Annotated in this window: 23 protein-coding genes and 4 pseudogenes; 11 read left to right on the top strand and 16 right to left on the bottom strand. The window is 68.2% G+C overall.

The window, feature by feature from the left end; all coding sequences use genetic code 11:
• Window positions 1–229: 229 nt before the first annotated feature.
• Window positions 230–412: a glycoside hydrolase family 3 C-terminal domain-containing protein gene (locus KHP12_RS53295; protein ID WP_344340097.1), complete on the bottom strand. Its 183-nt coding sequence runs from the start codon at window positions 410–412 to the stop codon at window positions 230–232.
• On the bottom strand, window positions 397–552 hold the full coding sequence (locus KHP12_RS53300; RefSeq protein WP_344379045.1) for a hypothetical protein: 156 nt from the start codon (window positions 550–552) through the stop codon (window positions 397–399). The genes KHP12_RS53295 and KHP12_RS53300 overlap by 16 nt, the downstream gene beginning before the upstream one ends.
• A gap of 9 nt (window positions 553–561) precedes the next feature.
• Between KHP12_RS53300 and KHP12_RS50755 the strand changes: the two are divergent.
• Window positions 562–1,223: pseudogene (locus KHP12_RS50755) on the top strand (IS701 family transposase); the annotation flags it as partial.
• Between the two features lie 54 nt (window positions 1,224–1,277).
• Here the strand turns inward: KHP12_RS50755 and KHP12_RS07120 are convergent.
• The 3 genes and pseudogenes from KHP12_RS07120 to KHP12_RS07135 form a co-directional block, all read right to left on the bottom strand.
• Window positions 1,278–1,748: pseudogene (locus tag KHP12_RS07120) on the bottom strand (IS5/IS1182 family transposase); the annotation flags it as partial.
• Window positions 1,749–1,842: 94 nt separating this feature from the next.
• The gene (locus KHP12_RS07130; RefSeq protein ID WP_086883999.1) at window positions 1,843–2,535 is read right to left on the bottom strand and encodes an SDR family NAD(P)-dependent oxidoreductase; all 693 of its coding nucleotides are present in this window, start codon (window positions 2,533–2,535) and stop codon (window positions 1,843–1,845) included.
• Window positions 2,536–2,687: 152 nt separating this feature from the next.
• Window positions 2,688–3,521: a helix-turn-helix transcriptional regulator gene (locus tag KHP12_RS07135; protein ID WP_086883998.1), complete on the bottom strand. Its 834-nt coding sequence runs from the start codon at window positions 3,519–3,521 to the stop codon at window positions 2,688–2,690.
• Window positions 3,522–3,668: 147 nt separating this feature from the next.
• Between KHP12_RS07135 and KHP12_RS07140 the strand changes: the two genes are divergently transcribed.
• Window positions 3,669–3,992 carry a putative quinol monooxygenase gene (locus KHP12_RS07140; protein WP_086883997.1) on the top strand — a complete coding sequence of 108 codons (324 nt, stop codon included), beginning with the start codon at window positions 3,669–3,671 and terminating at the stop codon, window positions 3,990–3,992.
• A 217-nt stretch (window positions 3,993–4,209) separates the two neighbouring features.
• Here KHP12_RS07140 and KHP12_RS53305 read toward each other — a convergent pair.
• A pseudogene (locus KHP12_RS53305) lies at window positions 4,210–4,602 on the bottom strand (transposase family protein); the annotation flags it as partial.
• A gap of 228 nt (window positions 4,603–4,830) precedes the next feature.
• Window positions 4,831–5,868, bottom strand: a complete 1,038-nt coding sequence (locus KHP12_RS07145; RefSeq protein ID WP_086883995.1) for an ArsR/SmtB family transcription factor — start codon at window positions 5,866–5,868, stop codon at window positions 4,831–4,833.
• 88 nt (window positions 5,869–5,956) lie between these two features.
• Between KHP12_RS07145 and KHP12_RS07150 the strand changes: the two genes are divergently transcribed.
• On the top strand, window positions 5,957–7,282 hold the full coding sequence (locus KHP12_RS07150; protein ID WP_086883994.1) for an MFS transporter: 1,326 nt from the start codon (window positions 5,957–5,959) through the stop codon (window positions 7,280–7,282).
• Between the two features lie 421 nt (window positions 7,283–7,703).
• Here the strand turns inward: KHP12_RS07150 and KHP12_RS07155 are convergent, their stop codons facing one another.
• Entirely contained in the window at window positions 7,704–8,261 is a 558-nt protein-coding gene (locus KHP12_RS07155) for a TetR/AcrR family transcriptional regulator (protein ID WP_086883993.1), read from the bottom strand.
• Between the two features lie 97 nt (window positions 8,262–8,358).
• Between KHP12_RS07155 and KHP12_RS07160 the strand changes: the two genes are divergently transcribed.
• The 7 genes and pseudogenes from KHP12_RS07160 to KHP12_RS07190 all read left to right on the top strand — a co-directional run bounded on the left by KHP12_RS07160 (window position 8,359) and on the right by KHP12_RS07190 (window position 15,725).
• Window positions 8,359–9,867 carry an MFS transporter gene (locus tag KHP12_RS07160; protein ID WP_244203116.1) on the top strand — a complete coding sequence of 503 codons (1,509 nt, stop codon included), beginning with the start codon at window positions 8,359–8,361 and terminating at the stop codon, window positions 9,865–9,867.
• Window positions 9,868–9,935: 68 nt separating this feature from the next.
• On the top strand, window positions 9,936–11,126 hold the full coding sequence (locus KHP12_RS07165) for a cytochrome P450 (protein WP_086883992.1): 1,191 nt from the start codon (window positions 9,936–9,938) through the stop codon (window positions 11,124–11,126).
• Window positions 11,123–11,323 (top strand): ferredoxin, encoded by a 201-nt coding sequence (locus tag KHP12_RS07170; protein WP_086883991.1) that lies wholly within the window; start codon window positions 11,123–11,125, stop codon window positions 11,321–11,323. Before KHP12_RS07165 ends, KHP12_RS07170 begins: the two co-directional genes overlap by 4 nt.
• A 237-nt stretch (window positions 11,324–11,560) precedes the next feature.
• On the top strand, window positions 11,561–12,679 hold the full coding sequence (locus KHP12_RS07175; protein WP_244203115.1) for a serine hydrolase domain-containing protein: 1,119 nt from the start codon (window positions 11,561–11,563) through the stop codon (window positions 12,677–12,679).
• A gap of 153 nt (window positions 12,680–12,832) precedes the next feature.
• A pseudogene (locus tag KHP12_RS07180) lies at window positions 12,833–13,721 on the top strand (IS701 family transposase); the annotation flags it as partial.
• A 483-nt stretch (window positions 13,722–14,204) separates the two neighbouring features.
• The gene (locus tag KHP12_RS07185; protein ID WP_086883990.1) at window positions 14,205–14,645 is read left to right on the top strand and encodes a tyrosinase family oxidase copper chaperone; all 441 of its coding nucleotides are present in this window, start codon (window positions 14,205–14,207) and stop codon (window positions 14,643–14,645) included.
• A gap of 3 nt (window positions 14,646–14,648) precedes the next feature.
• Window positions 14,649–15,725 carry a tyrosinase family protein gene (locus tag KHP12_RS07190; RefSeq protein ID WP_086883989.1) on the top strand — a complete coding sequence of 359 codons (1,077 nt, stop codon included), beginning with the start codon at window positions 14,649–14,651 and terminating at the stop codon, window positions 15,723–15,725.
• A gap of 165 nt (window positions 15,726–15,890) precedes the next feature.
• Here the strand turns inward: KHP12_RS07190 and KHP12_RS07195 are convergent, their stop codons facing one another.
• From KHP12_RS07195 to KHP12_RS07230, 8 genes are all read right to left on the bottom strand, one after another.
• On the bottom strand, window positions 15,891–16,052 hold the full coding sequence (locus KHP12_RS07195; protein ID WP_086883988.1) for a transposase: 162 nt from the start codon (window positions 16,050–16,052) through the stop codon (window positions 15,891–15,893).
• Between the two features lie 23 nt (window positions 16,053–16,075).
• The gene (locus KHP12_RS52820; RefSeq protein WP_086883987.1) at window positions 16,076–17,122 is read right to left on the bottom strand and encodes a helix-turn-helix transcriptional regulator; all 1,047 of its coding nucleotides are present in this window, start codon (window positions 17,120–17,122) and stop codon (window positions 16,076–16,078) included.
• Between the two features lie 447 nt (window positions 17,123–17,569).
• Window positions 17,570–18,094: an RICIN domain-containing protein gene (locus KHP12_RS07205; protein ID WP_210608850.1), complete on the bottom strand. Its 525-nt coding sequence runs from the start codon at window positions 18,092–18,094 to the stop codon at window positions 17,570–17,572.
• A 597-nt stretch (window positions 18,095–18,691) separates the two neighbouring features.
• Window positions 18,692–18,904: a DciA family protein gene (locus KHP12_RS07210; protein ID WP_244203113.1), complete on the bottom strand. Its 213-nt coding sequence runs from the start codon at window positions 18,902–18,904 to the stop codon at window positions 18,692–18,694.
• A complete protein-coding gene (locus KHP12_RS53310; RefSeq protein ID WP_086883985.1) occupies window positions 18,816–19,157 on the bottom strand; it encodes an ANTAR domain-containing protein in 342 nt (113 codons plus the stop codon). The genes KHP12_RS07210 and KHP12_RS53310 overlap by 89 nt, the downstream gene beginning before the upstream one ends.
• Window positions 19,112–19,282 (bottom strand): hypothetical protein, encoded by a 171-nt coding sequence (locus KHP12_RS07220; protein ID WP_167442649.1) that lies wholly within the window; start codon window positions 19,280–19,282, stop codon window positions 19,112–19,114. Before KHP12_RS07220 ends, KHP12_RS53310 begins: the two co-directional genes overlap by 46 nt.
• A 169-nt stretch (window positions 19,283–19,451) precedes the next feature.
• Window positions 19,452–20,042, bottom strand: a complete 591-nt coding sequence (locus tag KHP12_RS07225; RefSeq protein WP_086883984.1) for a hypothetical protein — start codon at window positions 20,040–20,042, stop codon at window positions 19,452–19,454.
• A gap of 33 nt (window positions 20,043–20,075) precedes the next feature.
• Window positions 20,076–20,219: a hypothetical protein gene (locus tag KHP12_RS07230; protein WP_211832009.1), complete on the bottom strand. Its 144-nt coding sequence runs from the start codon at window positions 20,217–20,219 to the stop codon at window positions 20,076–20,078.
• Between the two features lie 141 nt (window positions 20,220–20,360).
• On the opposite strand from KHP12_RS07230, the gene KHP12_RS07235 reads away from it, so the two are divergent.
• Window positions 20,361–20,705, top strand: a complete 345-nt coding sequence (locus KHP12_RS07235) for a hypothetical protein (RefSeq protein WP_246643319.1) — start codon at window positions 20,361–20,363, stop codon at window positions 20,703–20,705.
• Window positions 20,706–20,820 lie beyond the last annotated feature (115 nt).

Consider the following 20,820-nt stretch of genomic DNA (forward strand, 5'->3'; position numbering starts at 1 on the left):
CGTCCGAAAAGTGCATTAATGCCATACTTTACACATAAAGGAATGAAAAGAGGCGGGCGCGCATCGGTCGACTTTCGGCCAACGGCTTAAGCGGCCTGGGGAGTCCGCAGTTTCGCCACGGGATCTCCATTCCAGAGCGGCAAAACCACACGTGATGGCAGCCGGCGTCCAGCTCCGGAGCTGGACGCCGGCCCTCCCGACGGTCTGGCGCGCCTCTGGCGCCATGCCGTCAGGCCGTACCGCAGAGCAAGAGGGGGTTGTAGTTCTTGTCGCCGATGTTGATCGGTTCCTGGGACTGGCTGTGGGACCAGGTGACGGGGAGTTTGCCGGTAAAGGGGCGCTTACCGAAGAGGACCTCGGCGACTCCTTCGCCTTCGCTGCCGGGGAGCCAGGACATCACGAAGGTGTCCACGTTGGGCAGTTGGGCAGTTGGGCAGTGACGATCTGGGGGCGGCCGGCCACGTCGAGGACGACGCAGGTCTTGATGGCGGAGCAGACCTGGTCGATGTTCGCCCTGTCGGCCGCGGAGAGGTTCAGGGTGTGGTCGCCCACGCCTACGTCGCCCAGGCCTGGAAGGATGTCAAGCGTCCAGGAGGGTGGACGGCCGTGGAGCGTTACTTCCGCGATGGGCACACCGAGACCTGGTGGGCCGCTGATGCCCACCTGGGCAGATACGGCCCCGATTCGCCCTGCCGCCTGATCGTGGCCACCACCGAGGCGGCCGCCCTGCCGGAGAAGGCCACCTGGTACCTGGCCACCAACCTGCCCCATCCCGACGCCCCCCACGCCCTCACCGGCCCGCATCCGCCGGCCGACCTCGCCGAGATCGTCCGTCTCTACGGCCTGCCGCCGTGGATCGAGCAGAGCTGCAAGCAGGTCAAGGACGAACTCGGCTGGGCCGACTTCCAAGTCCGCTCCGACCGCGCCATCCGCCACCAGATCCTGGTCAGCTGCGCCTTCTCCTTGTGTTGGGACCAGTTGTCCGTCCCCGGACCTCTGGATGCCGCCGCGGCTGGCCCATGCCCCGATGAGGGGCCACAGAGGGGCCCAGCCGCACCCCACCAGCCCCAATTGCCCTGCTGGCCCAAGGCCTTACGCGCCACCCGTTCCTGGCTCACTCCCGCCATCACCCTCAACCGGTGGTGGCGAGCCTGGACGGACAACGACCCACTCTCCGAGCCCCAAGCCCTGACCAACGCGGTCACCATCTGACACGGCATTGACCTCTACTGTCGGGATTAAGACCGACCGGCAAATGGATCACTTGAGGCGGCGGCTGGTGGGTCGGCCATCCCAGCGGTAGCAGCTGCGTGCCCCAGCGGGATGGCGCGGACGTCGCAGGCGGCGGAGCGCTTCAGCCCCTGCTTGCCCCGGTCGACCGGCGAACGGCCGGTCTTCTCCCCGCCGGACGGGGCCTTGGTGATGCAGCCGTCCACCGAGATCTCGCCAAGGTCGAGGCCGATCATCCGGTCGTAGGCGTCCAGGGCGAGAGCGTACAGCGCTTCGGAAATCCCTTGCCGGGACCACCCTTTGAGGCGTCGGCGGATGGTGCGGTCCGACCACCCGGGCGTGGAGTTCCGCTCGTAGCCGGAGCCATGGACCAGCGCGAGCACGACATGCTCGAAGACGGTTCGGTCGGGGATCCGGCGGCGGTGTCAGCCCAGCGGATGGCCGACGACGAACTCCTCCCGGACGGGGAGGAGCGCGGCGAACTGGCCCCACACGGGTTCGAGCAGGCAAGCCGGCAGCGCGGGCGCGGCCGTCCTTCGTGATCACTCGCCATAGAGATGCATGAGGTACGCGCAGAGCGGCGGGTCGACCGACCCTGAGCTCAGGGCAGGTTCACCACGGGAGGTTCCCGGATCGGTCGATGAACTGTCCCGTCGGCCCGTCCGGGCCGATCGTCGCGAGGGTCACGATGGACTCCGCGCCGTCGGCGACGCTGTGCCCGAGGCCGCCGGTGAAGTCGGTCGCGGTCTGCCCGGGGTCTGCGGCATTGACCTTCACGTCCTCCAGTTCCTTGGCGTACTGCGTCGTGAGCATCGTGACCGCGGCCTTCGAGGCGCAGTAGAGGGGCAGGGCATACTGCGACTCGATCCGCGCCGGGTCCTGGGTCATGCTGAAGGAGCCCATCCCGCTGGACACGTTGACGATGACGGGGTTCGGCGACGTGCGCAGCAGCGGGAGGAAGGCGTGCGTGACGCGCACGATCCCGACGACGTTCACGTCGAGCACGGCGCTCACGTCCGCCGCGGTGTACTCCTCGACAGGGCCGACCTTGCCGAGGACGCCGGCGTTGTTGACCAGGACGTCGATCGTTCCCTCATGCGCGGCGACATCCGCGGCCGCGGCCTGGACCGAGGCGTCGTCGGTCACGTCGATCGAGACGAACCGGGCGCCGAGCGACTCGGCCGCGGCCCGGCCGCGCTCACGGTGGCGGGCACCGAGGAGGACGGTGTGCCCCGCCTCGACGAGGCGACGAGCGGTTTCAAAACCGAGGGACTTGTTGGCCCCGGTGATGAATGTGGTGGTCATGCTGGCTCCTCCTGGTCCGAACAGCACGGTCGTGCGCTGTTCACGCACTCCATGCTTGGTCCCCGGGAGGGCTGGCGGGAGCTACGGGACTTCCTGGTACCGCGCGTACCACCCAGCAGCCCGGTCCACCGGACGAGACAGAACGCGGGCCTTCATCCCTGAGGAGACATCCTCTGGACCCCAATGGCCGCAAGGAATTCGAGTTTGCCGCGCGCGTCGGTGCCTGGCTGCGGCGTGTACACCACGAGGCGAAGGTTCGTGTCCTGGGTATTGAGGATGTCGGAGTTCATGGCGATGTCTCCGACATCCGGGTGCTGGACGAGTTTGTGCGCACTCTGATGACCGCCCACCGCTCGACGGCTCCACAACTCGCAGAACCGTGGGCTGAGGTTCAGCCTCAATACCAACGCCGCGAGGTCGGGGTCGTCGGGGTACCGGCTCGTCGTCGCGCGCAGGTCGGCGACGAGGGACTCCTCGAACGCCACCCGCTCGGCCGCCGTCTGCCGGACCCGGGGCAGCTCACCCAGGAACTGCCAGACCAGGACGTTGCGGCCTCCCACATCGCGGACCGTGGGATCGCCGAACGTGGCCGCGAACAGCGGATTCCAGTGCAGCAACTGCCAGGTGGCGTCGTAGATCGCCAACGGGTTGCCGGCGAGCTGGTCCACGATCCGGTACAGGCTCCCTGGGATCATCCGTGGAACCCGGCTCGGATCCGCTGCATGACCGGCCATGCGCAAAAGGTGAGCGTGCTCGTCGTCGGACAGGTGCAGGGCGCGAGCCAGGGCCGAGCAGACCTGCGCCGAGGGTGTCGCCACCCGTCCCTGCTCCAGCCGGACCACGTACTCGACCGAGATGCCGGCCAGCGTCGCCAGCTCCGCGCGTCGCAGACCGGGGACCCGACGGGGTGAGCCGTGTGCGAAGCCCGCCGTGGCGGGGTCCAGCCGGTCCCGCCACGCCCGCAGCGCGGCACCGAGTTGATCCATGCACACCATCCTCCCGCACACCCCGCCCCGCTGGGTGGTACGCGCTGTACCACGAAGTCCCGTAGCTCCCGCCGACGCTCCCCGGGGGCTCAGTGTCGATTCGTGAACGGCGCACAACGATGCTGTTCGGAGTCAGGAGGAGCAAGCGTGACCACCACGTCGAACCACTACGTCACCGTGCTGTGGGAAGCCCGGGCCAATCCCGGGAAGGAAGCCGCGATGAAGGCGTTCATGACAGCCGCCGTCACCGCGTCGCGCTACGACGCGGGCAACATCGACTATGAGGCTCACCAGGTCGAGGGAGAACCGGGCGCGTTCGTCATCTTCGAGCGCTGGCAGAGCCGCGAGGCCCTCGAAGGCCACCTGCAGGCACCCCGCATGCAGGACCTGGTGCCCCAACTGCTGGAACTGATGGACGGCAGCGTCGAGGACGGGATCCGCTTCCTGCAGCCGTTCCGCCCGGCACGGTAGGCCGACCCGGAGCACGGCGGTCGTGTTCGTCGTCCTCCGACGCTGAGCGGTTTCGAGCAGCAAGACGGCAGCGCGGGCACGGCCGTCCTTCGTGATCACTGACCGTAGAGACTCCATGATCACGTGGACCCGTGCCTGCTCCGCATCCTCCCCCACACCCGATGGAGTCGGCCAGGGTCGGCAGGTCCAGTTGCGAGGCGGCCCAGTACAGCGCGCCGATGATGTCGTGCAGCTGGGCGCAGGTGAAATCGTGCAGATGCCCGGGAGCGGCATCGGAAGTCCAGATGGATAGCCCGTCGGGGCGCATGATCGCCTGGATGTTCGCGCCGAAGTCGCGGTGCTTGCCGGAGTACCAGGCGTCGATCTGCTCGCCTTTGACGCTGCCGGTCGCCTCCGCGAGGCGGTCGATGGCGAACAGTTTTCCGTCCAGGATCACGTGAGACCAGCCGTCGGCGGCCACCCGCTGCAGCGCGGTGTGTAGGTCCGGGGCCTGGGCAGAGAGGACTGCGATGGCTTCGGCGATGTAGCGGTAGGCGGCGGCCCTCGATACGGCGAAGCCAGTGCCGAGCAGGGTCTTGTCCTCGCCTTTGCGGAACCAGACCAGCACCATCCGCGCCTGGCGGAAGCAGTTCAACGCCCTGGTGCCTCTGGCCGACAGCCGGCTCCACCAGCACCAAGGCCAGCAGATCGCGCTGACCAGGTACGAGGCGGTCAACTTCTTCGAAGTTCTGTCTGCGCTATGGCGACAAGCTGTATCCGGCGCAGCCGACGCTGAAGGCGGGATCGGTCGACCACCTCTCGAAGGTGACCCGCGAGATGATCGTGTTCGCACGCATCCTCAGTTCTGCGAGCGCGAAGCGTGACGGTCCTTACTAAGGGTTATGGCTGCCTGTGTTGCGCCGTTCACGCCCCCGGCCAGTTGGTCGCCGAGTTCAGTGCGACGGTAGACCACGCGGCGGCCGACTCGTGTACCGACTACCAGTTCCGCCTCACGCAGCACGGCCAGGTGACCGCCGATCGTGCCGAGCGACTGATCCAGTTGCGCGGCGAGTTCGGTGCTGGTCGCCGGGTGTTCCAGTTCCCGCAGAATCGTGGCGCGGCCTGGGCCGAGCAAGCGGGCGAGCGCGCGGGCAGTACGGCCCCGGCTGGCCATCTCACCGGCACCGCGTGCCGGATAGACGAGGGCGTGTGGGCCTGTCGGCCCTTTGCACAGCCAGCTCCCGCGTTGTTTGGTGACCGGGACGAAGAGCATGCCGTCGGCGCCGACGATGCGGTCCGGCCCTGGGCGGTCACTGAAGCGGATCGCGTCTGTGCCCACCCAGGCGCTACGACGGCTCATCTGCTGCAGGGCGCGTGGCCAACCGTAGGCAGCGAGGAGGCCCGCGCGGTAGGTGACGTCGCGTTCGAGCAGCGCCCGGCGCCGCGGCCAGTCGGCGGCGAGGTGGTCACGCCAGACGTCGTGGAACAGTTCGGCCGTGCGGGTCGACCAGTCGCGCCCGGAGAGCCAGGTCAGATCGTGGTCCTTCCAGCTGTGAGCCACCGCCTGCTCCAGGCCGTGTCGTACCGTCTCGTCCGGTATCAGCACGACTCCGGCGAGTTCGGACTCCAGTGTGGTGCCCATGCCACCCATCGGCGGCAGCGTGAGGTGGTCGGGGAGGTACTTCGTCGAGCCGATGAGCCGGACCAGGCCCTTGGCGAAGGGGTCCGCGTTCAGCCGGGCACGGAACACCGCCTGGTGGCGGCCGTGCCAGGCGGACAGCCACGGGTCCGTACCCGGCCGGCTGAGGACGATCATCGAGCCCAGCGTCTCCGCGAGCGGCGACAGGGCGAAGCGAGATCGGGACAGGGCCACCGAGTCCAAGCGCAGCAGCACCATCGGTCCGTCGGCCCCTTCCCCATGGCTCATCTTTCGCCCTCTGCCGAAACGATAGTGCCCGCCTGCACCGGTCCCGCAGACTCCAGCGGTGCTTCCTCCTCTTCTTCGGCAGACAGACTTCCGCTGGTTCTTCACCGGACAGCTTGTGTCGCTGCTCGGCAGTTCCATGGCCCCCGTCGCGCTGTCCCTCGCGGTGCTCAACGCGTCGGGCCGGGCTGACGACCTCGGTGTAGTGGTAGCCGCGCGCATGGTGCCGCTGCTCGTCTTCCTCCTTATCGGGGGCGCCACCGCCGACCGCCTGCCACGGCGGACCGTCCTGGTAACCGCCAACTTCGGCTCCGCGCTCACCCAGGGCTGTGTCGCCGCAGTCCTGCTGACCGATCACTACTCACGGCCCGTGGTGGCCGGGCTGGAGTTCCTCAACGGCGTGCTCGCCGCATTCACCACGCCCGCGCTGCGCGGACTGGTCCCGGAGCTGGTCGCCAAGGGCGAACTGCGGCAGGCCAACTCGCTGCTGGCCTCCGTGCGCAACGGCACCAAGGTCTTCGGGCCGAGCATCTCAGGGCTGCTGGTTGTCACGGTCGGCGGCGGACCGGCCATCGGCTTCGACGCGCTGACGTACCTGCTGGCTGCCGGCTGCCTCGCCCGGCTCCCCGCCGCCGTGGGGGCCACCGTCCCCGCGGCATGCCGAGTCACGCTCCGGCGCGACCTGCGCGAGGGATGGGCGCAGTTCCGAGGAACCCCCTGGGTCTGGTCTGTCACTCTCTCCTTCTGCGCGATCAACCTCGTGCAGACCGGTACCTGGCAGGTCCTCGGCCCGGAACTCACCAAACAGCTCAGCGGCGAGGCAACGTGGGGCTTCCTGCTCAGCGCCCGAGGTCTCGGCATGCTGCTGATGAGCACGTTGATCTACCGGCTCACGGTCCGGCACCTGCTCCGCGCCGGCCAGCTCGCCTGCGCCCTCGGCGCTCTCCCGCTACTCGCGATCGGCGCGCAGTTGCCTACGCCATGGCTGATCACCGCCGCCTTCGTGGCAGGGCTCGGCACCTCGCTGACGGGGACCGCCTGGGAGACCTCCCTGCAGGAGCACATCCGACCCCGTGTCCTCTCCCGCGTCGCGGCCTACGACGCCCTGCTCTCCTCCATCTCCAATCCCATCGGCCAGCTCTCCGTCGGCCCGCTCGCGCACGCCTTCGGTGGCTTCCACGTGGCGACCAGCGCCGCCCTCTGCTACGCAGCCGCGGCCCTGCTCCCCCTGGCCTATCCGTCCGTCCGCCGACTGCCACACGCCCAGACCGAGGTGCCCACGGAGGCCGAGGCGCAGGCCGAAGGGCAGGCGGAGGCGCCGCGCGGCGGCTCGCCGCAACCGCCCAGGCAGGCCGGGACGCCGGGCCCGAAGGAGGCCCGGCAGTAACGAGCAGCCATTGGACTGAAGTCCTGCACGCGCAACCGGGCCTGCAGGGACCCCGGCGACAACCGCGGAATCCAGGGGCTGCCGAGTGGTGCGGTTCCGGAGAATCCGGGGCACACCCGCCCACAGGTTCGGCAGCTGCTGTTCGCTGCGGATCTCCTCCGCCACACCGTCCATGCCGGGTAGCCGTCGGAGTCGAGCAGGTATCCGGTTCGGACGGCAACCTCGCGCCACGGTGCCCATTCCGGGTCCTCGACGAGGATCGCGGCGATGCCACCCGGCAGCACCTGCAAGCCGGCTAACTGCGGCAGGACCCGGATCCGCCACTCCCGCCCGTGCAGCCAGTCCGAGGCTCCGGCCTCGGTCAGTGCGGCGAACCTGCGCAAGGAGCGAATTCGGCACCGTACGCCGCACGGAGTGGACATCAGGTGCCGCGCCTGTGCAGTCCGGCGAGTGCCGCGTCAAGGATCGGCTGTCGGTATTCCGGGGTACCGGGGATCTTCGCGATGGCTACCACGAGATCGAGGATCTGGTCGAGGTCAAGGTCGCCGGCGATCTGTTGTGCGTCCTGGGCGGCGGAGAGCAGTGGCTGGCCGGCTGCGAGCATCCGGCCCCGGGTTTGGAAGACGGGATCGGTTGTGTTGGTGTGCTCAAGCAGCCCGAGGACGACCGGCCGCTTGGTGGTGACGTACTGAAAGAACCGGCGCAGCCAGGTCGTGAGCCGGTCCCCCGGGCTGTCACCCTCGACTGTCGCGGCGGCGGCGCAGACCTCATCGACCTCATCGACGAGTAGCGCCTCCAGGAGTGCGTGGCGGGTCGCGAAGTTGCGGTACAGGGTTGCCGGGCCGACCCCGGATCTCCGGGCGATCTCGGCCATTGACGTCTCGGCTCCGGTGGCGGCGAACGCGATGCGTGCCGCTTCGAGGATCCGCTGGCGGTTGCGGGCCGCGTCGGCCCTTTTGGAGGGCGGATGGTCAGTCATTCGAGTGTCCTTGCATAAGTGGATAGGGTCTCCGCATTATCTGGACACCCTCTCCGTTTCCATCGGAGACTCTATCGAATCTGTTCAAGGATCCGCCATGAGCACAGTGAACACCCCCGGGCCGACGGTGATGACCGGCCCCTCACGTCCCGTTCACCGCCGGATGGTGCTGGCGATCTGCTGTCTCAGCGTCGGCGTGACCGGCATCGACCTCAGCATCGTCAACGTGGCGCTCCCGTCGATAGCCAAGGACCTGCACGCCTCGGTCGGCAGCCTGCAGTGGACGGTCGACGCCTACTCCCTGGTCTTGGCCTGCCTGCTCGTGCTGTCCGGCTCCATGGCCGACCGCTTCGGCCGCAAGCGGATCTTCCAGCTCGGGCTGGCGCTGTTCTCCCTCAGTTCCCTCCTTTGCGGCCTGGCGCCCGGCGTCGGGTGGCTGATCGCCTTCCGTGGCCTGCAAGCGGTGGGCGGCTCGATGCTCAACCCGGTCGCGATGTCGATCATCGTCAGCGTGTTCACCGACCGCCGGGAACGAGCAAGAGCGCTCGGCATGTGGGGATCGGCGATCGGGATCACCATCGCGGCCGGGCCCGTGCTCGGAGGCCTTCTGGTCAGCGGCATCGACTGGCGATCGGTGTTCTGGGTCAATGTCCCGGTCGGGATCGCCGCCATCCTGCTCACCCGGAGATTCATCCCCGAGTCCAAGGCCGCCCGGGGCCGCGCGTTCGACCCGCCCGGCCAGGCGCTGATCATCGTCCTGTTCGCGTCGATCATCGCCGCGACGATCGAGGGCCCCCGCCACGGATGGGCAGACCCCTGGATCGTCGGGCTGATCGTACTCGCCGTCCTGGCCCTCATCGGGATACTCATCGTCGAGCCCCGGCGATCCGAGCCACTGATCGACCTGCGATTCTTCCGCAGCCCTCCGTTCTCCGGCGCGAACACGATCGCCGTCCTGATGTCGGCCGGTCTCGGCGGGTTCCTGTTCCTCAACACCCTCTACCTCCAGGACATCCGCCACTTCAGCCCCCGGCACGCCGGACTGATGATCATCCCGCTGGCCGTGGGCCAAGCCGTCGCCGCCAACCTCTCCGGGCGGCTTCTCGCTTCCCAGGGCGCCCGCCTCCCCCTCACGCTGGGCGGCGCGCTACTCGCCATCGGCGCCTTCCTTCTCGTCCCCCTGACCGCGCACACCGAGAGCGTCTACCTGCTGGCCGCCTACGCCACCTTCGGCCTCGGAGCGGGCATGTTCACCCCGCCGATCACCAACACCGCCGTCTCCGGACTGCCGCCCGACCAGGTCGGTGTCGCCGGCGCGCTCGCCGCCAGCGCACGCCAGTTCGGCGCCTCCATCGGCGTCGCCGTCACCGGCTCGATCGTGGCCAGCACCGGCACCGGCTTCATCAACTCAAGCCACGCCGCCTGGGCCGTCCTCGGAGGCTGCGGACTCGTCGCGCTCGCGCTCGGCGTCATCTCCACCAGCAGCTGGGCCAAGGCCGCCGCCGCTCGCAACGGCCAGCGCCTCGCCACCGCACCGATCCCCGAATCCCAAGGCCACCCTCTGCCCAGCCCATCCGCAGACCCCACCGAAGCCAGGAACGAGTAACGCAGCGCCACTCACGACCGATGACGCTGTTCCGCTCGGATTCGATCTTGAACGATGGAGGCTCCTCAATGACCGCTCCCGCCCTGCAGACCACCCGCCGCTGCCCGTACGCGCCCCCGGAGCAGCACACCCGCATCCGGGACACCGATCCCGGGATCTCCCAAGTCACCCTGCCCGGCGGCCAGGTCGCCTGGGCCCTGAGCCGACTCGAGCACATCCGAGCCATGCTCACGGACCCACGGTTCAGCTCCGACCGCCGGAATCCGAACTTCCCCCGGTTCACCCGCGAGCGACCCGGCCGTCAACCACTCCTCCAGACGATGATCCAGTTGGACCCGCCCGAGCACGGCCCCGCACGCAAGGCCGTGGTCGGCGAGTTCACCGTGCGCCGCATGGCCGGCCTGCGCCCGCGCATCCAGGAGATCGTCGACGAACAGATCGACGCGATGCTGGCCGGGCCGCGCCCCGCCGACCTCGTGCAGGCCCTCTCCCTGCCGGTGCCGTCCCTGGTCATCTGCGAGCAACTCGGCGTGCCCTACCACGATCACGACTTCTTCCAGACCCGCAGTGCGACCCTGCTCAGCCGCGCCCTCACGGCCCAGGACAGGCAGCAGGCGCTCACGGGACTGCGCGACTACCTCAGGGATCTGATCGCCAAGAAGGCCGCCGAGCCGACCGACGATCTGCTGGGCCGTCAGCTCGCCCAGGGCAACGACCCCGAGGACGTCCTGTCGCTGGCCTTCCTGCTGCTGTTCGCCGGGCACGAGACCACCGCCAACATGATCTCGCTCGGCGTGGTGACGCTGCTGGAGCGCCCGGAGGAACTGGCGGCGCTGCGCGAGGACCCGGCGCGTACTCTGCCCGCGATCGAGGAGTTGCTGCGGGTCTACACCATCGCCGAGTTCGCCAACGCCCGCGTCGCCGTCGCGGACGTGGAGATCGGCGGCGTGACCATCCGGGCCGGCGACCCCGTACTGGCGCTGAGCACCGCGGCGAACCACGACCCCTCGGCCTTCGACGAGGCGGACGAGATCAAGCTCGACCGGGGCGCCCGCAACCACGTCGCCTTCGGCTTCGGCATCCACCAGTGCCTCGGCCAGAACCTGGCCCGGATGGAGCTGCAGATCGTCTTCGACACGCTCTTCCGCCGGATTCCGACGCTGCGGCTGGCCACGCCCGCCGACAAGCTGCGCTACAAGGACGACGCCCTCATCTACGGCATCCACGAGGTACCCGTGACGTGGGAGGAGTCGGCATGACCAAAATCGTGGCGGATCTCGACCGGTGCGTCGGAGCGGGCCAGTGCGTCCTGACCGACCCCGAAGGGTTCGATCAGAGCGAGGAGGACGGCACGGTCGTCGTCCTCCAGGACACCCCGGCGGACGACGAGGCGCTGAAGCGGGCCCGGGGCGCCGTCGAGATCTGCCCGAGCCGGGCCCTGTCCCTAACGGAGTAGCCGTCGGCGCGTCGCGCGATCATGGTGGTAGCCCCCGGCACCGCCCTGAGGACAGCGCATCGGTACGTCAGGGGGAAAGCCGGATGGGGCGATCCTCCCTCTGCTGGTGGGATGGTTGCCGACCGTTGGCTCCGGGGGCGACACAGTCGCGGGCCACAGCCTGAGCAGTCTGTGAAGGCGTGCAACCTGAACAGAGAAGGGGTCGTCATGCATGGGTTAAGAAGGCGTCGGCGAGGCATGCTCGTCCTGACCAGCCTGGCTACAGCCGTCCTCGCCGCATCGACCGCGCCCACGGCGGCGGTGAAGCCGCGTCCGGCCTATCCGCTCCAACGGCAGGTGGAGGCGATCCACGACACCGGGGCGGTCGGTGTGCACGCCGAGGTGACGTCACCAGACGCACGCGACAGCGCGTACGCCGGGACGGCCGCGATGAACACAAGGAGGCCGATGCCGCGGGACGGCAGGTTCCGGATCGGCAGTGCCACCAAGACCTTCACCGCCACGGTTGTGCTGCACCTCGTCGGCGAGGGGCGAATGTCCCTGGAGGACACCGTCGAGCAGTGGCTGCCTGGAGTGGTCCGGGGTAACGGCAACGACGGCGGCCAGATCACCGTGCGGCAGCTGCTGCAGCACACCAGCGGCATCCCTGATGTCGGGCCGGAGATATCCGCGTTGAACAGCGCGGACGGCTATCGGGCCGAGCGGTTTCGCACGTACACCCCCGAGGAGCTGGTGGGTCTGGCGATGCGGCACCCTCCCAGGTTCTCCCCGGGCGCTGGCTGGTCCTACTCCAACACCAATTACATTCTCGCCGCGATGATCATCCACAAGGTCACCGGCCGGAGTTGGGCACGGGAGGTGAAGGACCTGATCATCCGCCCCCTGAACCTGAGGGACACCAGTACGCCCGGCGTCTTCCCGTCCATCCTGGGCCCGCACGCCCAGGGCTACGCCGCGTTCGGCACCGACACCGACATCGACGTCACGGAGCTCAATTCGAGTATGGCCGTCGGCTCCGGCTCGATCATCAGCACCGCGCACGACCTGAACCGGTTCTACGCCGCGCTGCTCGGCGGCCGTCTGCTGGCTCCGGCGCAGCTCGACGAGATGACGACCACCATGCCCGCGTCCGAGCTGGGCGTGAGGTATGGACTCGGTCTGGCCGAGATCCCGTTGCCCTGCGGCGGCAGCTACTTCGGCCACCGGGGCGAGCTCCTCGGCTATGTCTCCTGGGGCGGCGCCACCCGAGACGGGACCCGGACCGCCGTAGTGTACGTCACCCGTGACGGCGGCCAGGACACCCAGCAGGCCATGACCACACTCGTGGGTCAGGAACTGTGCCGGACGCGTTCTTAGTACTCCAGCCGTAGACATTGATCTTGCTGGTGGACCGACTGTGGGAAGGTCGCGGCCACCGCTGATCATCGGTGTGTGAAGACTGAAGATCATGAGGTGGCCGCCGGTCACAGCGTAGATCCTGCCCGTTGGCAGGAGGCGTTCGAGGCCCTGCTGGGCCGGATAGCGGGCCGGTTCGCGCGGGTTGAGGGCGCCGGGTGAGGGACTTGGTGCCGGGGCTGCTGTCGGACCTGCCGCGCAAGAACTGCTGGTCGATCGCCGAGTGGGCCGGGGAGGCGAGTCCGGAGGGCATGCAGCACCTGCTCGGCCGGGCCCAGTGGGATGCCGACCGCGTGCGTGATGACGTGCGTGAGTACGTGCTGGAGCATCTGCACGACGAGGATGCGGTGCTGGTTGTCGACGAGACCGGGGACGTGAAGAAGGGCACGCACACCGTGGGGGTCCAGCGCCAGTACACCGGAACCGCAGGGAGGATCGAAAACGCGCAGGTCGCCGTCTACCTCGTCTACGCCAGCCGCCGCGGGCACGCGGCGGTGGACCGGGAGCTGTACATCCCGCGCTCGTGGACGTGCGGCCCGGACCGCTGCCGGGCCGCGGGACTGGCCGATGACACCGTCTTCGCTACCAAGCCGGAGCTGGCCGCCCGCATGATCGGCCGGTTCCTGGACGCCGGGCACCGCGTGAGCTGGGTCGCGGGAGACGAGGTCTACGGCGGCAACCCGAAGCTGGGGTCCGCGCTGGAAGAACGCCAGGTGGGCTACGTGCTCGCCGTCGCCTGCTCGGCCGAAGTGACCACCGGTGCCGGGAAGTTCCGCGCGGACGCCCTGGCCGCGAGGGTGCGAAGCGAGCCTGGCAGAAGCTGTCGGCCGGGGCCGGTGCCAAGGGTCACCGCTTCTACGACTGGGCCGTCATCGACCTGGCCGAACCCCGGCCCGACTGTCACCGGCTGCAGATCCGCCGCAACCGCACCACCGGTGAACTCGCCTACTACCGCTGCTGGTCGCCCGCCCCGGTGCCCCTGACCATGCTGGTCCGCCTGGCGACGCCGTCACCAGGCCCGAGCCCAGGACAGTCATTACCACCGACAAGCCGCGAATCAGACATGAAGATCACGATCTACGGCTGGAGTACCAGAACACTCAACTCCCCACTGCCATAACAGAATCCACTCACTCAATCAGAAAAGTCACTCTTTTGAAATCTCACTCACTATCGAGTGTTCTTGGTGAGGTGAATTGACGGGCCGGGTCACCCCGAGGCCGATCAGAAGCCGGCAGCACGAAGGCCGGGGCCCCCGGCCCCGGCCTCCGGCCCACACCACCCGCAGACGATCACACCCGCCGAACCGGCGGACTCAGCTCCCCGTCGCCGGCTCCTGCCCCTCGGGCTCCTCCCTGGCATGGGCCACGGTGAGCACGTCCGCAGCGACCTCTACCGCCACAAGGACCACCCGGCCTGACCGCCACCATCTCAGCAGGAGAGAGACTCGAAAGAGTTTCTGACAACTTCCTCACATGGTCTCAGGATGCTGGGCAGGTCATCGCATTCCCCTTACAGATGGAGGAACGAGCGTGTCTCTGACGAGTCGTCGGCGTTTTTGAGCTTGGCAGCGGCCTGCACAGCCGTCTCGGTCACCGCTGGGGTGGCCTGGGCCGGCAACGGGCGGGAAGCCGCGAGTGGCCGCCCAGGGCAGGCGGCCGGTATCACCGGGCAATTCCAGGAGACCTACAAGGGCCGCGACATACGCATCACCGAGCCTTCAGCCGACGCTCCCGTCGGCCGTCTGCCTATGGAGACCGTATTGATCGACGGTGTGTCCCTCCATGTGAGCAAGAAACGCAACGGCTTCACCACCGCAGTCGAGCACTTCCGCCCGGTGCGCTCACTGCGCGAAGCCGCACGCAACTCGGTGGACGCGCTCCAGGGCGCCGTACTCATCCCCGTCGGCCACCACCACGGGAGCTGACCGGTGACCCCCTATGTCCGCAAGAACCACAGTGCCCTCGGCGACGAGGAGCGGCAGCTTCTTCTCGACGCCATCGTCGAACTGAACACCACCCCCTCGGCCGCACCACATCCGGGCAACACCAACGGCACTGTTTACGGGGACTTCGTGGCCACCCATGTCGACGCCATGGTGATAGGACCCGGCCACGGATCGCCTATCTTCCTGCCGTGGCACCGCCAGTACCTCATCGAGTTCGAGCAAGCGCTGAACCGGACCGAGACGGCCCGCGGTAAACCGCGCATTGCCCTGGCGTACTGGGACTGGACCACCGACCGGGAGGAGAATGCTTCTCCGTGGACCGATGCCTGGCTCGGCGAGAACAGCTCCGGCCTGCTCGGGCAGGTCCAGCGCAGCCGGTTCGGCGTCCCGGATGCCGAGCTGGCCAAGGTGCTCTCGGAGTCGACGCTCTCCCTGCTGCGCGCCGCGGGCGGGATCAAGAAAGTGACATGGGAGGAGCAGGAGGCGGTCTGGCGGGAGGTCGTGCAGAACCTGGCCGAGCGTCCGGACTCACTCGCGGGTCGCTGGGTGATCGATCGCACCGTGGACAGCAGAGCCTTCCTGATACGTGACTTCGACCGACCGCTGTCGGAGACACTGCCGTTCGGGCGCCGGGAGACCGACGCGGAGAAGCAGGCTCGTCGAAAGTATGAGGGCGAGTTCTACCGGGACTACGGAATCGGCCTGATGGACATGCTGGACCTGTCGGTTTACGACGTGTTCGCCCAGCGCTTCGAGGACGACCAACACGGCGCTGTCCACGCCGAGCTGGGCGGAGCCCTGGGCGGCATGGCCTCGCCCAACGACCCGGCGTTCTGGTTCCTGCACAGCTTCGTTGACAAGGTCTGGGCGGACTGGCAGGCCAAACAGCGTCGCGAGCACCCGGACGCGGCCCCGTATCTGCCGGTGCAGGGAACCGGTGACATCCTCGGATACCGGGACCTGTTCGGGCCGTGGAAGACCATGACGGCAGAGAAGCTGATCAACACGGCAGAGATCAGGCATCCGCAGTACGGCCTGATCAGCTACACCTATGGCTGAGCTTGGTGTTTGAGCCGGCCGATCACTGACCTGCTGATCTTGGTTCGTTCCCGGGTGTCTGGATCGTTGATATGGCATGGGGCGGGGTGATTTGACGGATGCGGAGTGGGAGCGACTGCGGCCGTTGACCGTCTTCCACGGACCGTAGCGTTCCGGCAGGTCACGTCACGAGATCCCGGTACGGATCTTGTAGACCATCCCGTTGATGACCTGTCGGTCCGCCACGCGCGGCCGCCCGGAGGCGGCCCGCGGTATCAGCGGAGCGAGTAACTCCCACTCCTGATCGCTGAGTTCATGGCGACGTATCACGCGACCGTGATCCACCATACGACGATCTTTGAAGGCGGGCCCTAGTCGAGGAGTCTGACGATGAGTTCCTCGCGTGCGGACACACCGAGCTTGCGGTAGATCGATTTGAAGTGGTCATTGACGGTGTGGGGCGACATTCTCAGACGCCGGGCGATTTGTTTGGTGGCCTGCCCCTCAAGGACCTGCCTGATGACCGCGCGTTCCTTGGGGGTCAGGCCGTGCCAGAGCGCCATCGCTGGCAGTAGTTCGGTGCCGGTGGCTGGTTGGATCGTCACAGCCACCGCGCTGTTTTCCTTGCCGGTCATGGGCTGGGCGCGCAAGAGGATCCAGCCACGCCGGGTGGGGATGCGGGTGAGCGCTGGCGTATCCCGGCGGCGCGCGGCCTGGGTGAGGTTCCAGACGGTGCTTTCCATCGGCATTTGCGGCCCAGCGAGTGCGTGGGCGGGCAAAGTCTCCAGCTCACCGATCCACTCGCGCGCCGATGGTGTGGCCGTCACGACCGTCTCATCGGCTCCGACGATGAGCACACCCGGCGGCTGGTCGAGCCTGCTGGGCTCCGGCGGTGCGCCCGTCGCGTAGCGTCTCATCGCGGCGACGACGTCCCGGCCGAGCCGCTGGGCGCTGGCCGCCTCGGCCGCTGAGAACGGCCGGGCTCCCTGGGGGCGAAGCAGGACCAGCCCGCCCCAGGCTCTTCCCGCATCGACCAGCGCGATACGCAGCTCGCTACCGACACCTTGGCCGGCCATCACCGCGCGCATCGCGGCGTTGCGGCGCGGGCCGGGAGCGTCGGTGTTGAGGACACCCACCCGGCACGGACCCTCGACCAACTGCTCGAAGGCAAAGGGGTGATCGCCATCCAGGTGGTCGCCCAGGGTCAGTCGGCGGGCGGCCGCGGGGCTGTAGCCGTGCTGTCTTGCCAGGAAGCAGCCAGCGCCGGTGACCGGGTCCACCGCAGCGAGCATGTATCCCTCGTGCGGTATCACACGCCCGATCCACCGCGAGATCACCGTGCCCAACTCGGTGGTGGAGCCGACCTCCGCCGCAGCCCCGATCGCCGTGGCGCGGGAAGCCCTCTCTGCAGTGCTCACCCGACCAAGTATCAGCTACGCAACGCAGTCCGGCGGAAACATACTGCCATTGCTCACTGCCATGCCTCAGACTTCGCAGCCGTGACAACCCCCAAGACCTGGGGATACCTTCGCGCCTGCTGCTCGAGAGAGCGTTGAGGCCGACAGAGCGGATCGCCGCCATAACGTGCCCGGAGCCGACTCCGCCACCGGAGAAACGCGCAGCGAGATCCTCCGGCGCCTGGCGCTGACACTCGACACCTGGCTGGACGAACGCGAGCCCCCGAAACACCCGGCACAGGCCTCTTCGAATGGCCGGTCGACACGCAGGCGCTCCAGGGTGGCGGCCTTGCCGCGGAGTTTCTTGGCCCTCCAGTAGGAGCGGGCCGGAGGAACCGGGGTTGGTGAGGCCGCGGCCGCTCGCCGCTGCGCGGTACGAGCGGCCGCGGAGTCCTCCGGTAGGTCGGTTCACACCGCGCGGAAGCTCCAGTGCTGGTTGGCTCCGCCCCAGCAATCTCCCTGAATGACGTCCGCGCCGTGGGCGACGCTTGCGTCCTTCACATCCAGGCACTTGTTACTGTGCTGGGCCCGGATCTCGTAGTAGCCGGTACCGAGATTGACCAGCCGCCAGTGCTGGTTGGCTCCGCCCCAGCAATCTCCCTGAATGACATCCGCGCCGTGGGCGACACTTGCGTCCTTCACATCCAGGCACTTGTTACTGTGCTGGGCCCGGATCTCGTAGTAGCCGGTACCGAGATTGACCAGCCGCCAGTGCTGGTTGGCTCCGCCCCAGCAATCTCCCTGAATGACATCCGCGCCGTGGGCGACACTTGCGTCCTTCACATCCAGGCACTTGTTACTGTGCTGGGCCCGGATCTCGTAGTACTGGTCCGCTGTCGGCATCGCGTTGGCCGGCTGGGGCGAGAACAGCCCGAAAGAAAAGGCGCTGGCCGCGGTCGCTGTCACAGCGGTGATCGGTTTGATGAGTCGCATGATTGTTCCTTTCGTGTCGAGTAATGGGCTTGATGTCCGCGTTTTCTTCTGGGCCGATCTCCTTCGCATAGCTTCGGTGCTTGGACGTGCTGGGCAAGGGCCCGAGCCGCTGAAGGCTGCCAGTCCGCTGCCGGGCACGTAATCGAGAATCGTCTGGCGCGGGTCCCTCGGGAATCCCAAACTTTGGGGGGTTGACGCAGACGCTTGTCGGCTCCAGTGCCACAGGCATTGTGAGGCGGGAGTGTCCCGATCGCGGGATACACACGTGGTGGGTGACGACGACATCTCCGGCTGATATCCGGAAATGACTGAACTCGTGATCCGGTCGAATATGAGTCGAGATCGCGAGTCGTCAGAGGAGTTACGCGGGCGACCTGAGATCGCCTCCGGCCTTCTCCCAAGCTGTGCGGTCTCGGTGATGCGCTGGGTTTCCTCTTCCTGACCGACCAAGTCGTCACCGACTCGCAGTGAACATGCGGGGAGCACAGCCAGGCAGCCAGCCGAATCGTGTCAGCTGAGGACGTTCGGTATCTCTACCAAGGGCTCCGCTACGCGGGCCGTCGCGCGGTTCGCTGGTGGACGGGCTGCGGGCTCTCCCTACGGCCGGGGCGACCAGACCATGCCGCGCTCGGCCATCATCCAGGTGACCGCGGTGCCGAGTCCGAGCGGCTCGCGGCCGTCCCGCCGTACGGCCTGGCCGGTACGCCGCTTCGGCTTCCTCTTACGGGTGGCGCCGTTCTTCTTCGCCTGCTCGCGGGCGGCGACCAGCGCCTGACGTGCGAGGTTGACGCCGCTCAGCTCGGTGGTCATGCGAACACTGCCCCGGCCGGGTCGCCATCGAGGGGCCGGCGGCGAGCTCGGGCAGCCGGTCCCTCCACCGCACGGCCTCGGCCGGCTCCTGCCCGGTCACCGCCGTCATCACCTGCTCGGCAACCGTCCGCAGCTTGACGTTGCTGTTCTGGGACACCTCCACCAGGATCTCCCACGCGTCCTCGGCAGTGCAGCCGAAGCTGGCCCTTAGCGCCCCCGGGCCAGATCGATCACCGGGCGGCTCTTCATCCATACTTGAGCGCGGTCGCTCGCCTTCGCCACCAGCCGTGGCGCCGTGAGCACGCCCGTGTCGTCGAACAGTGTGCCCGCGAAGTCGAAGAGGACCCCATGGACTCCTCCTTCGCCAGGTTCGCTCACTGGTGCACCATCCTTTGTGTCGGTGATCCTGAGTGGGTCACTGATGCGCCTGAGACGCCGCTGGGCTACCGTCCGGTTCGCTTGACCGGCGAGTTCCATCATGGGTTCTGCGGAACGCGATGGCAGGAACCTGCGCGTCCGGGCGCCAGCCGCCCAACCTTGTGCTGTGTCAGGTGCGGATCTGGCGGGGCAGTGTGCCCGCCCGGGTCTGCTTCAGGTACCAGCTGATCTCGTTGGGGAACTGCTCGGCGAAGGGCAGGAGCCGTGCCAGGACGCCCTCGTACAAAGGGTCCGTGCCCAGGCGGTCGAACGCGGTGAGCCGCCCGGCCCACAAGCCAGCCGCGTCCTCCGGCACACCGTCGCCGAGCTCGGCAGCACACTCGATGACGCCCTCCACCGCATGAAGCAGTGCTTGGCGCTCTTCTTCGTGCCGGTCCCGGAACACCGGCTCGCCCGCGATCAGCAGGTCAGCACACGGGATCGACAAGACATCCCGCAGCTGGCCGAGGGTCGGCTCCTCGCACAGTGCCGTCACGACAGCTGCCGTCAGCACGGGCCGGACGCCCGTGACACGGTCCAGGATGCTGGTGCCGAGCACCGCGGCCACGCTCGCGTAGCGCCAGGTGAGCAGCCCGACGCCGCGCTCGTAGTGGTCGGCCAGACGGCTGAGCTCGTGCAAGGCATCAGGGTGGTGGGTCAGGGCCCGCCCGTGGGTGTACACCTCCGCGTTCTCCTCCAGCCGGTAGGAGCGGTGGGTCACGGCGAGCGCGGATTCGTACTCGTGCCGCAGGCCCTACAGCGTAACGTGCAGGGCGCGCAGCGCCTCGATCTCGAGCGCGGTCACCGGCGCGGCCTCGGTGAATGCCGGGAAATCCACGGGGTGTTCTCTCCTCACCACGCTGTCGGGTCTCGATGGCCATGGCGTCGACGTGCTCACCCGGCGCTCGTGCCCCGGCTTTTGACCGGTGATGGGGACCGCCCCGGGGCAACGGATCAAGCAATGCTGGGAGTACGTACATGGCGGTAGAGGCCGGCGCATGGCAGGAGGACCGCGTCGCTGGGCGGGCCCGTATGGACGGTGCGGCTGGCCCCCTGCGGCCACCCTTCCGCCGGCTCGGTCCGGCTCTCCTGCTCCCGCCCGGCCTGCGCCGATCAGCGCTTTCCCGGCGCCGCCACGGGACGCAGGGCCACGGTCGAACACGTCAACATGCACCTGACCCGCATTCGCACAGGCGACGGACCGCATGGCGAGGCGTGGTGCGCCTGCCGCGCCGCCGACTGCGCGTGGCACACCCCCGACACCGACACCGACACCGGCCCCGCCGCTGGACGGCGGGGTGGGGCCCGGCCGGTGGTGGAGGCGGTGCGGTGTGGCGGTCCGGTGGTCCTGACGGTGTACGCGGACCGTGCCGGAAGGCTGTGACGGATCGCGGAGATGTGTGCCCGGTACGCGGCCGCCACTACCGGCTGCCGTGTCCTGGACACCGCCCCGGCCCGTCCTGTCCCGGCCCGGATCAGCAGGTCCTCGATCGCCGCCG

Origin of the sequence: Streptomyces asiaticus (assembly GCF_018138715.1) — a bacterium.
Classification (GTDB): Bacteria; Actinomycetota; Actinomycetes; order Streptomycetales; family Streptomycetaceae; genus Streptomyces; species Streptomyces asiaticus.

What these genes read in the sequence shown, in the direction of transcription:
- KHP12_RS07135 (WP_086883998.1), bottom strand. Translation starts at nt 3,521, where the DNA reads ATGGATCAACTCGGTGCCGCGCTGCGGGCGTGGCGGGACCGGCTGGAC.
- KHP12_RS07130 (WP_086883999.1), bottom strand. Translation starts at nt 2,535, where the DNA reads ATGACCACCACATTCATCACCGGGGCCAACAAGTCCCTCGGTTTTGAA.
- KHP12_RS07145 (WP_086883995.1), bottom strand. Translation starts at nt 5,868, where the DNA reads ATGGTGCTGCTGCGCTTGGACTCGGTGGCCCTGTCCCGATCTCGCTTC.
- KHP12_RS07170 (WP_086883991.1), top strand. Translation starts at nt 11,123, where the DNA reads ATGACCAAAATCGTGGCGGATCTCGACCGGTGCGTCGGAGCGGGCCAG.
- KHP12_RS53310 (WP_086883985.1), bottom strand. Translation starts at nt 19,157, where the DNA reads ATGGATGAAGAGCCGCCCGGTGATCGATCTGGCCCGGGGGCGCTAAGG.
- KHP12_RS07210 (WP_244203113.1), bottom strand. Translation starts at nt 18,904, where the DNA reads ATGACCACCGAGCTGAGCGGCGTCAACCTCGCACGTCAGGCGCTGGTC.
- KHP12_RS07165 (WP_086883992.1), top strand. Translation starts at nt 9,936, where the DNA reads ATGACCGCTCCCGCCCTGCAGACCACCCGCCGCTGCCCGTACGCGCCC.
- KHP12_RS07160 (WP_244203116.1), top strand. Translation starts at nt 8,359, where the DNA reads ATGAGCACAGTGAACACCCCCGGGCCGACGGTGATGACCGGCCCCTCA.
- KHP12_RS07175 (WP_244203115.1), top strand. Translation starts at nt 11,561, where the DNA reads ATGCTCGTCCTGACCAGCCTGGCTACAGCCGTCCTCGCCGCATCGACC.
- KHP12_RS07205 (WP_210608850.1), bottom strand. Translation starts at nt 18,094, where the DNA reads ATGCGACTCATCAAACCGATCACCGCTGTGACAGCGACCGCGGCCAGC.
- KHP12_RS07185 (WP_086883990.1), top strand. Translation starts at nt 14,205, where the DNA reads ATGCTGGGCAGGTCATCGCATTCCCCTTACAGATGGAGGAACGAGCGT.
- KHP12_RS07195 (WP_086883988.1), bottom strand. Translation starts at nt 16,052, where the DNA reads ATGGTGGATCACGGTCGCGTGATACGTCGCCATGAACTCAGCGATCAG.
- KHP12_RS07155 (WP_086883993.1), bottom strand. Translation starts at nt 8,261, where the DNA reads ATGACTGACCATCCGCCCTCCAAAAGGGCCGACGCGGCCCGCAACCGC.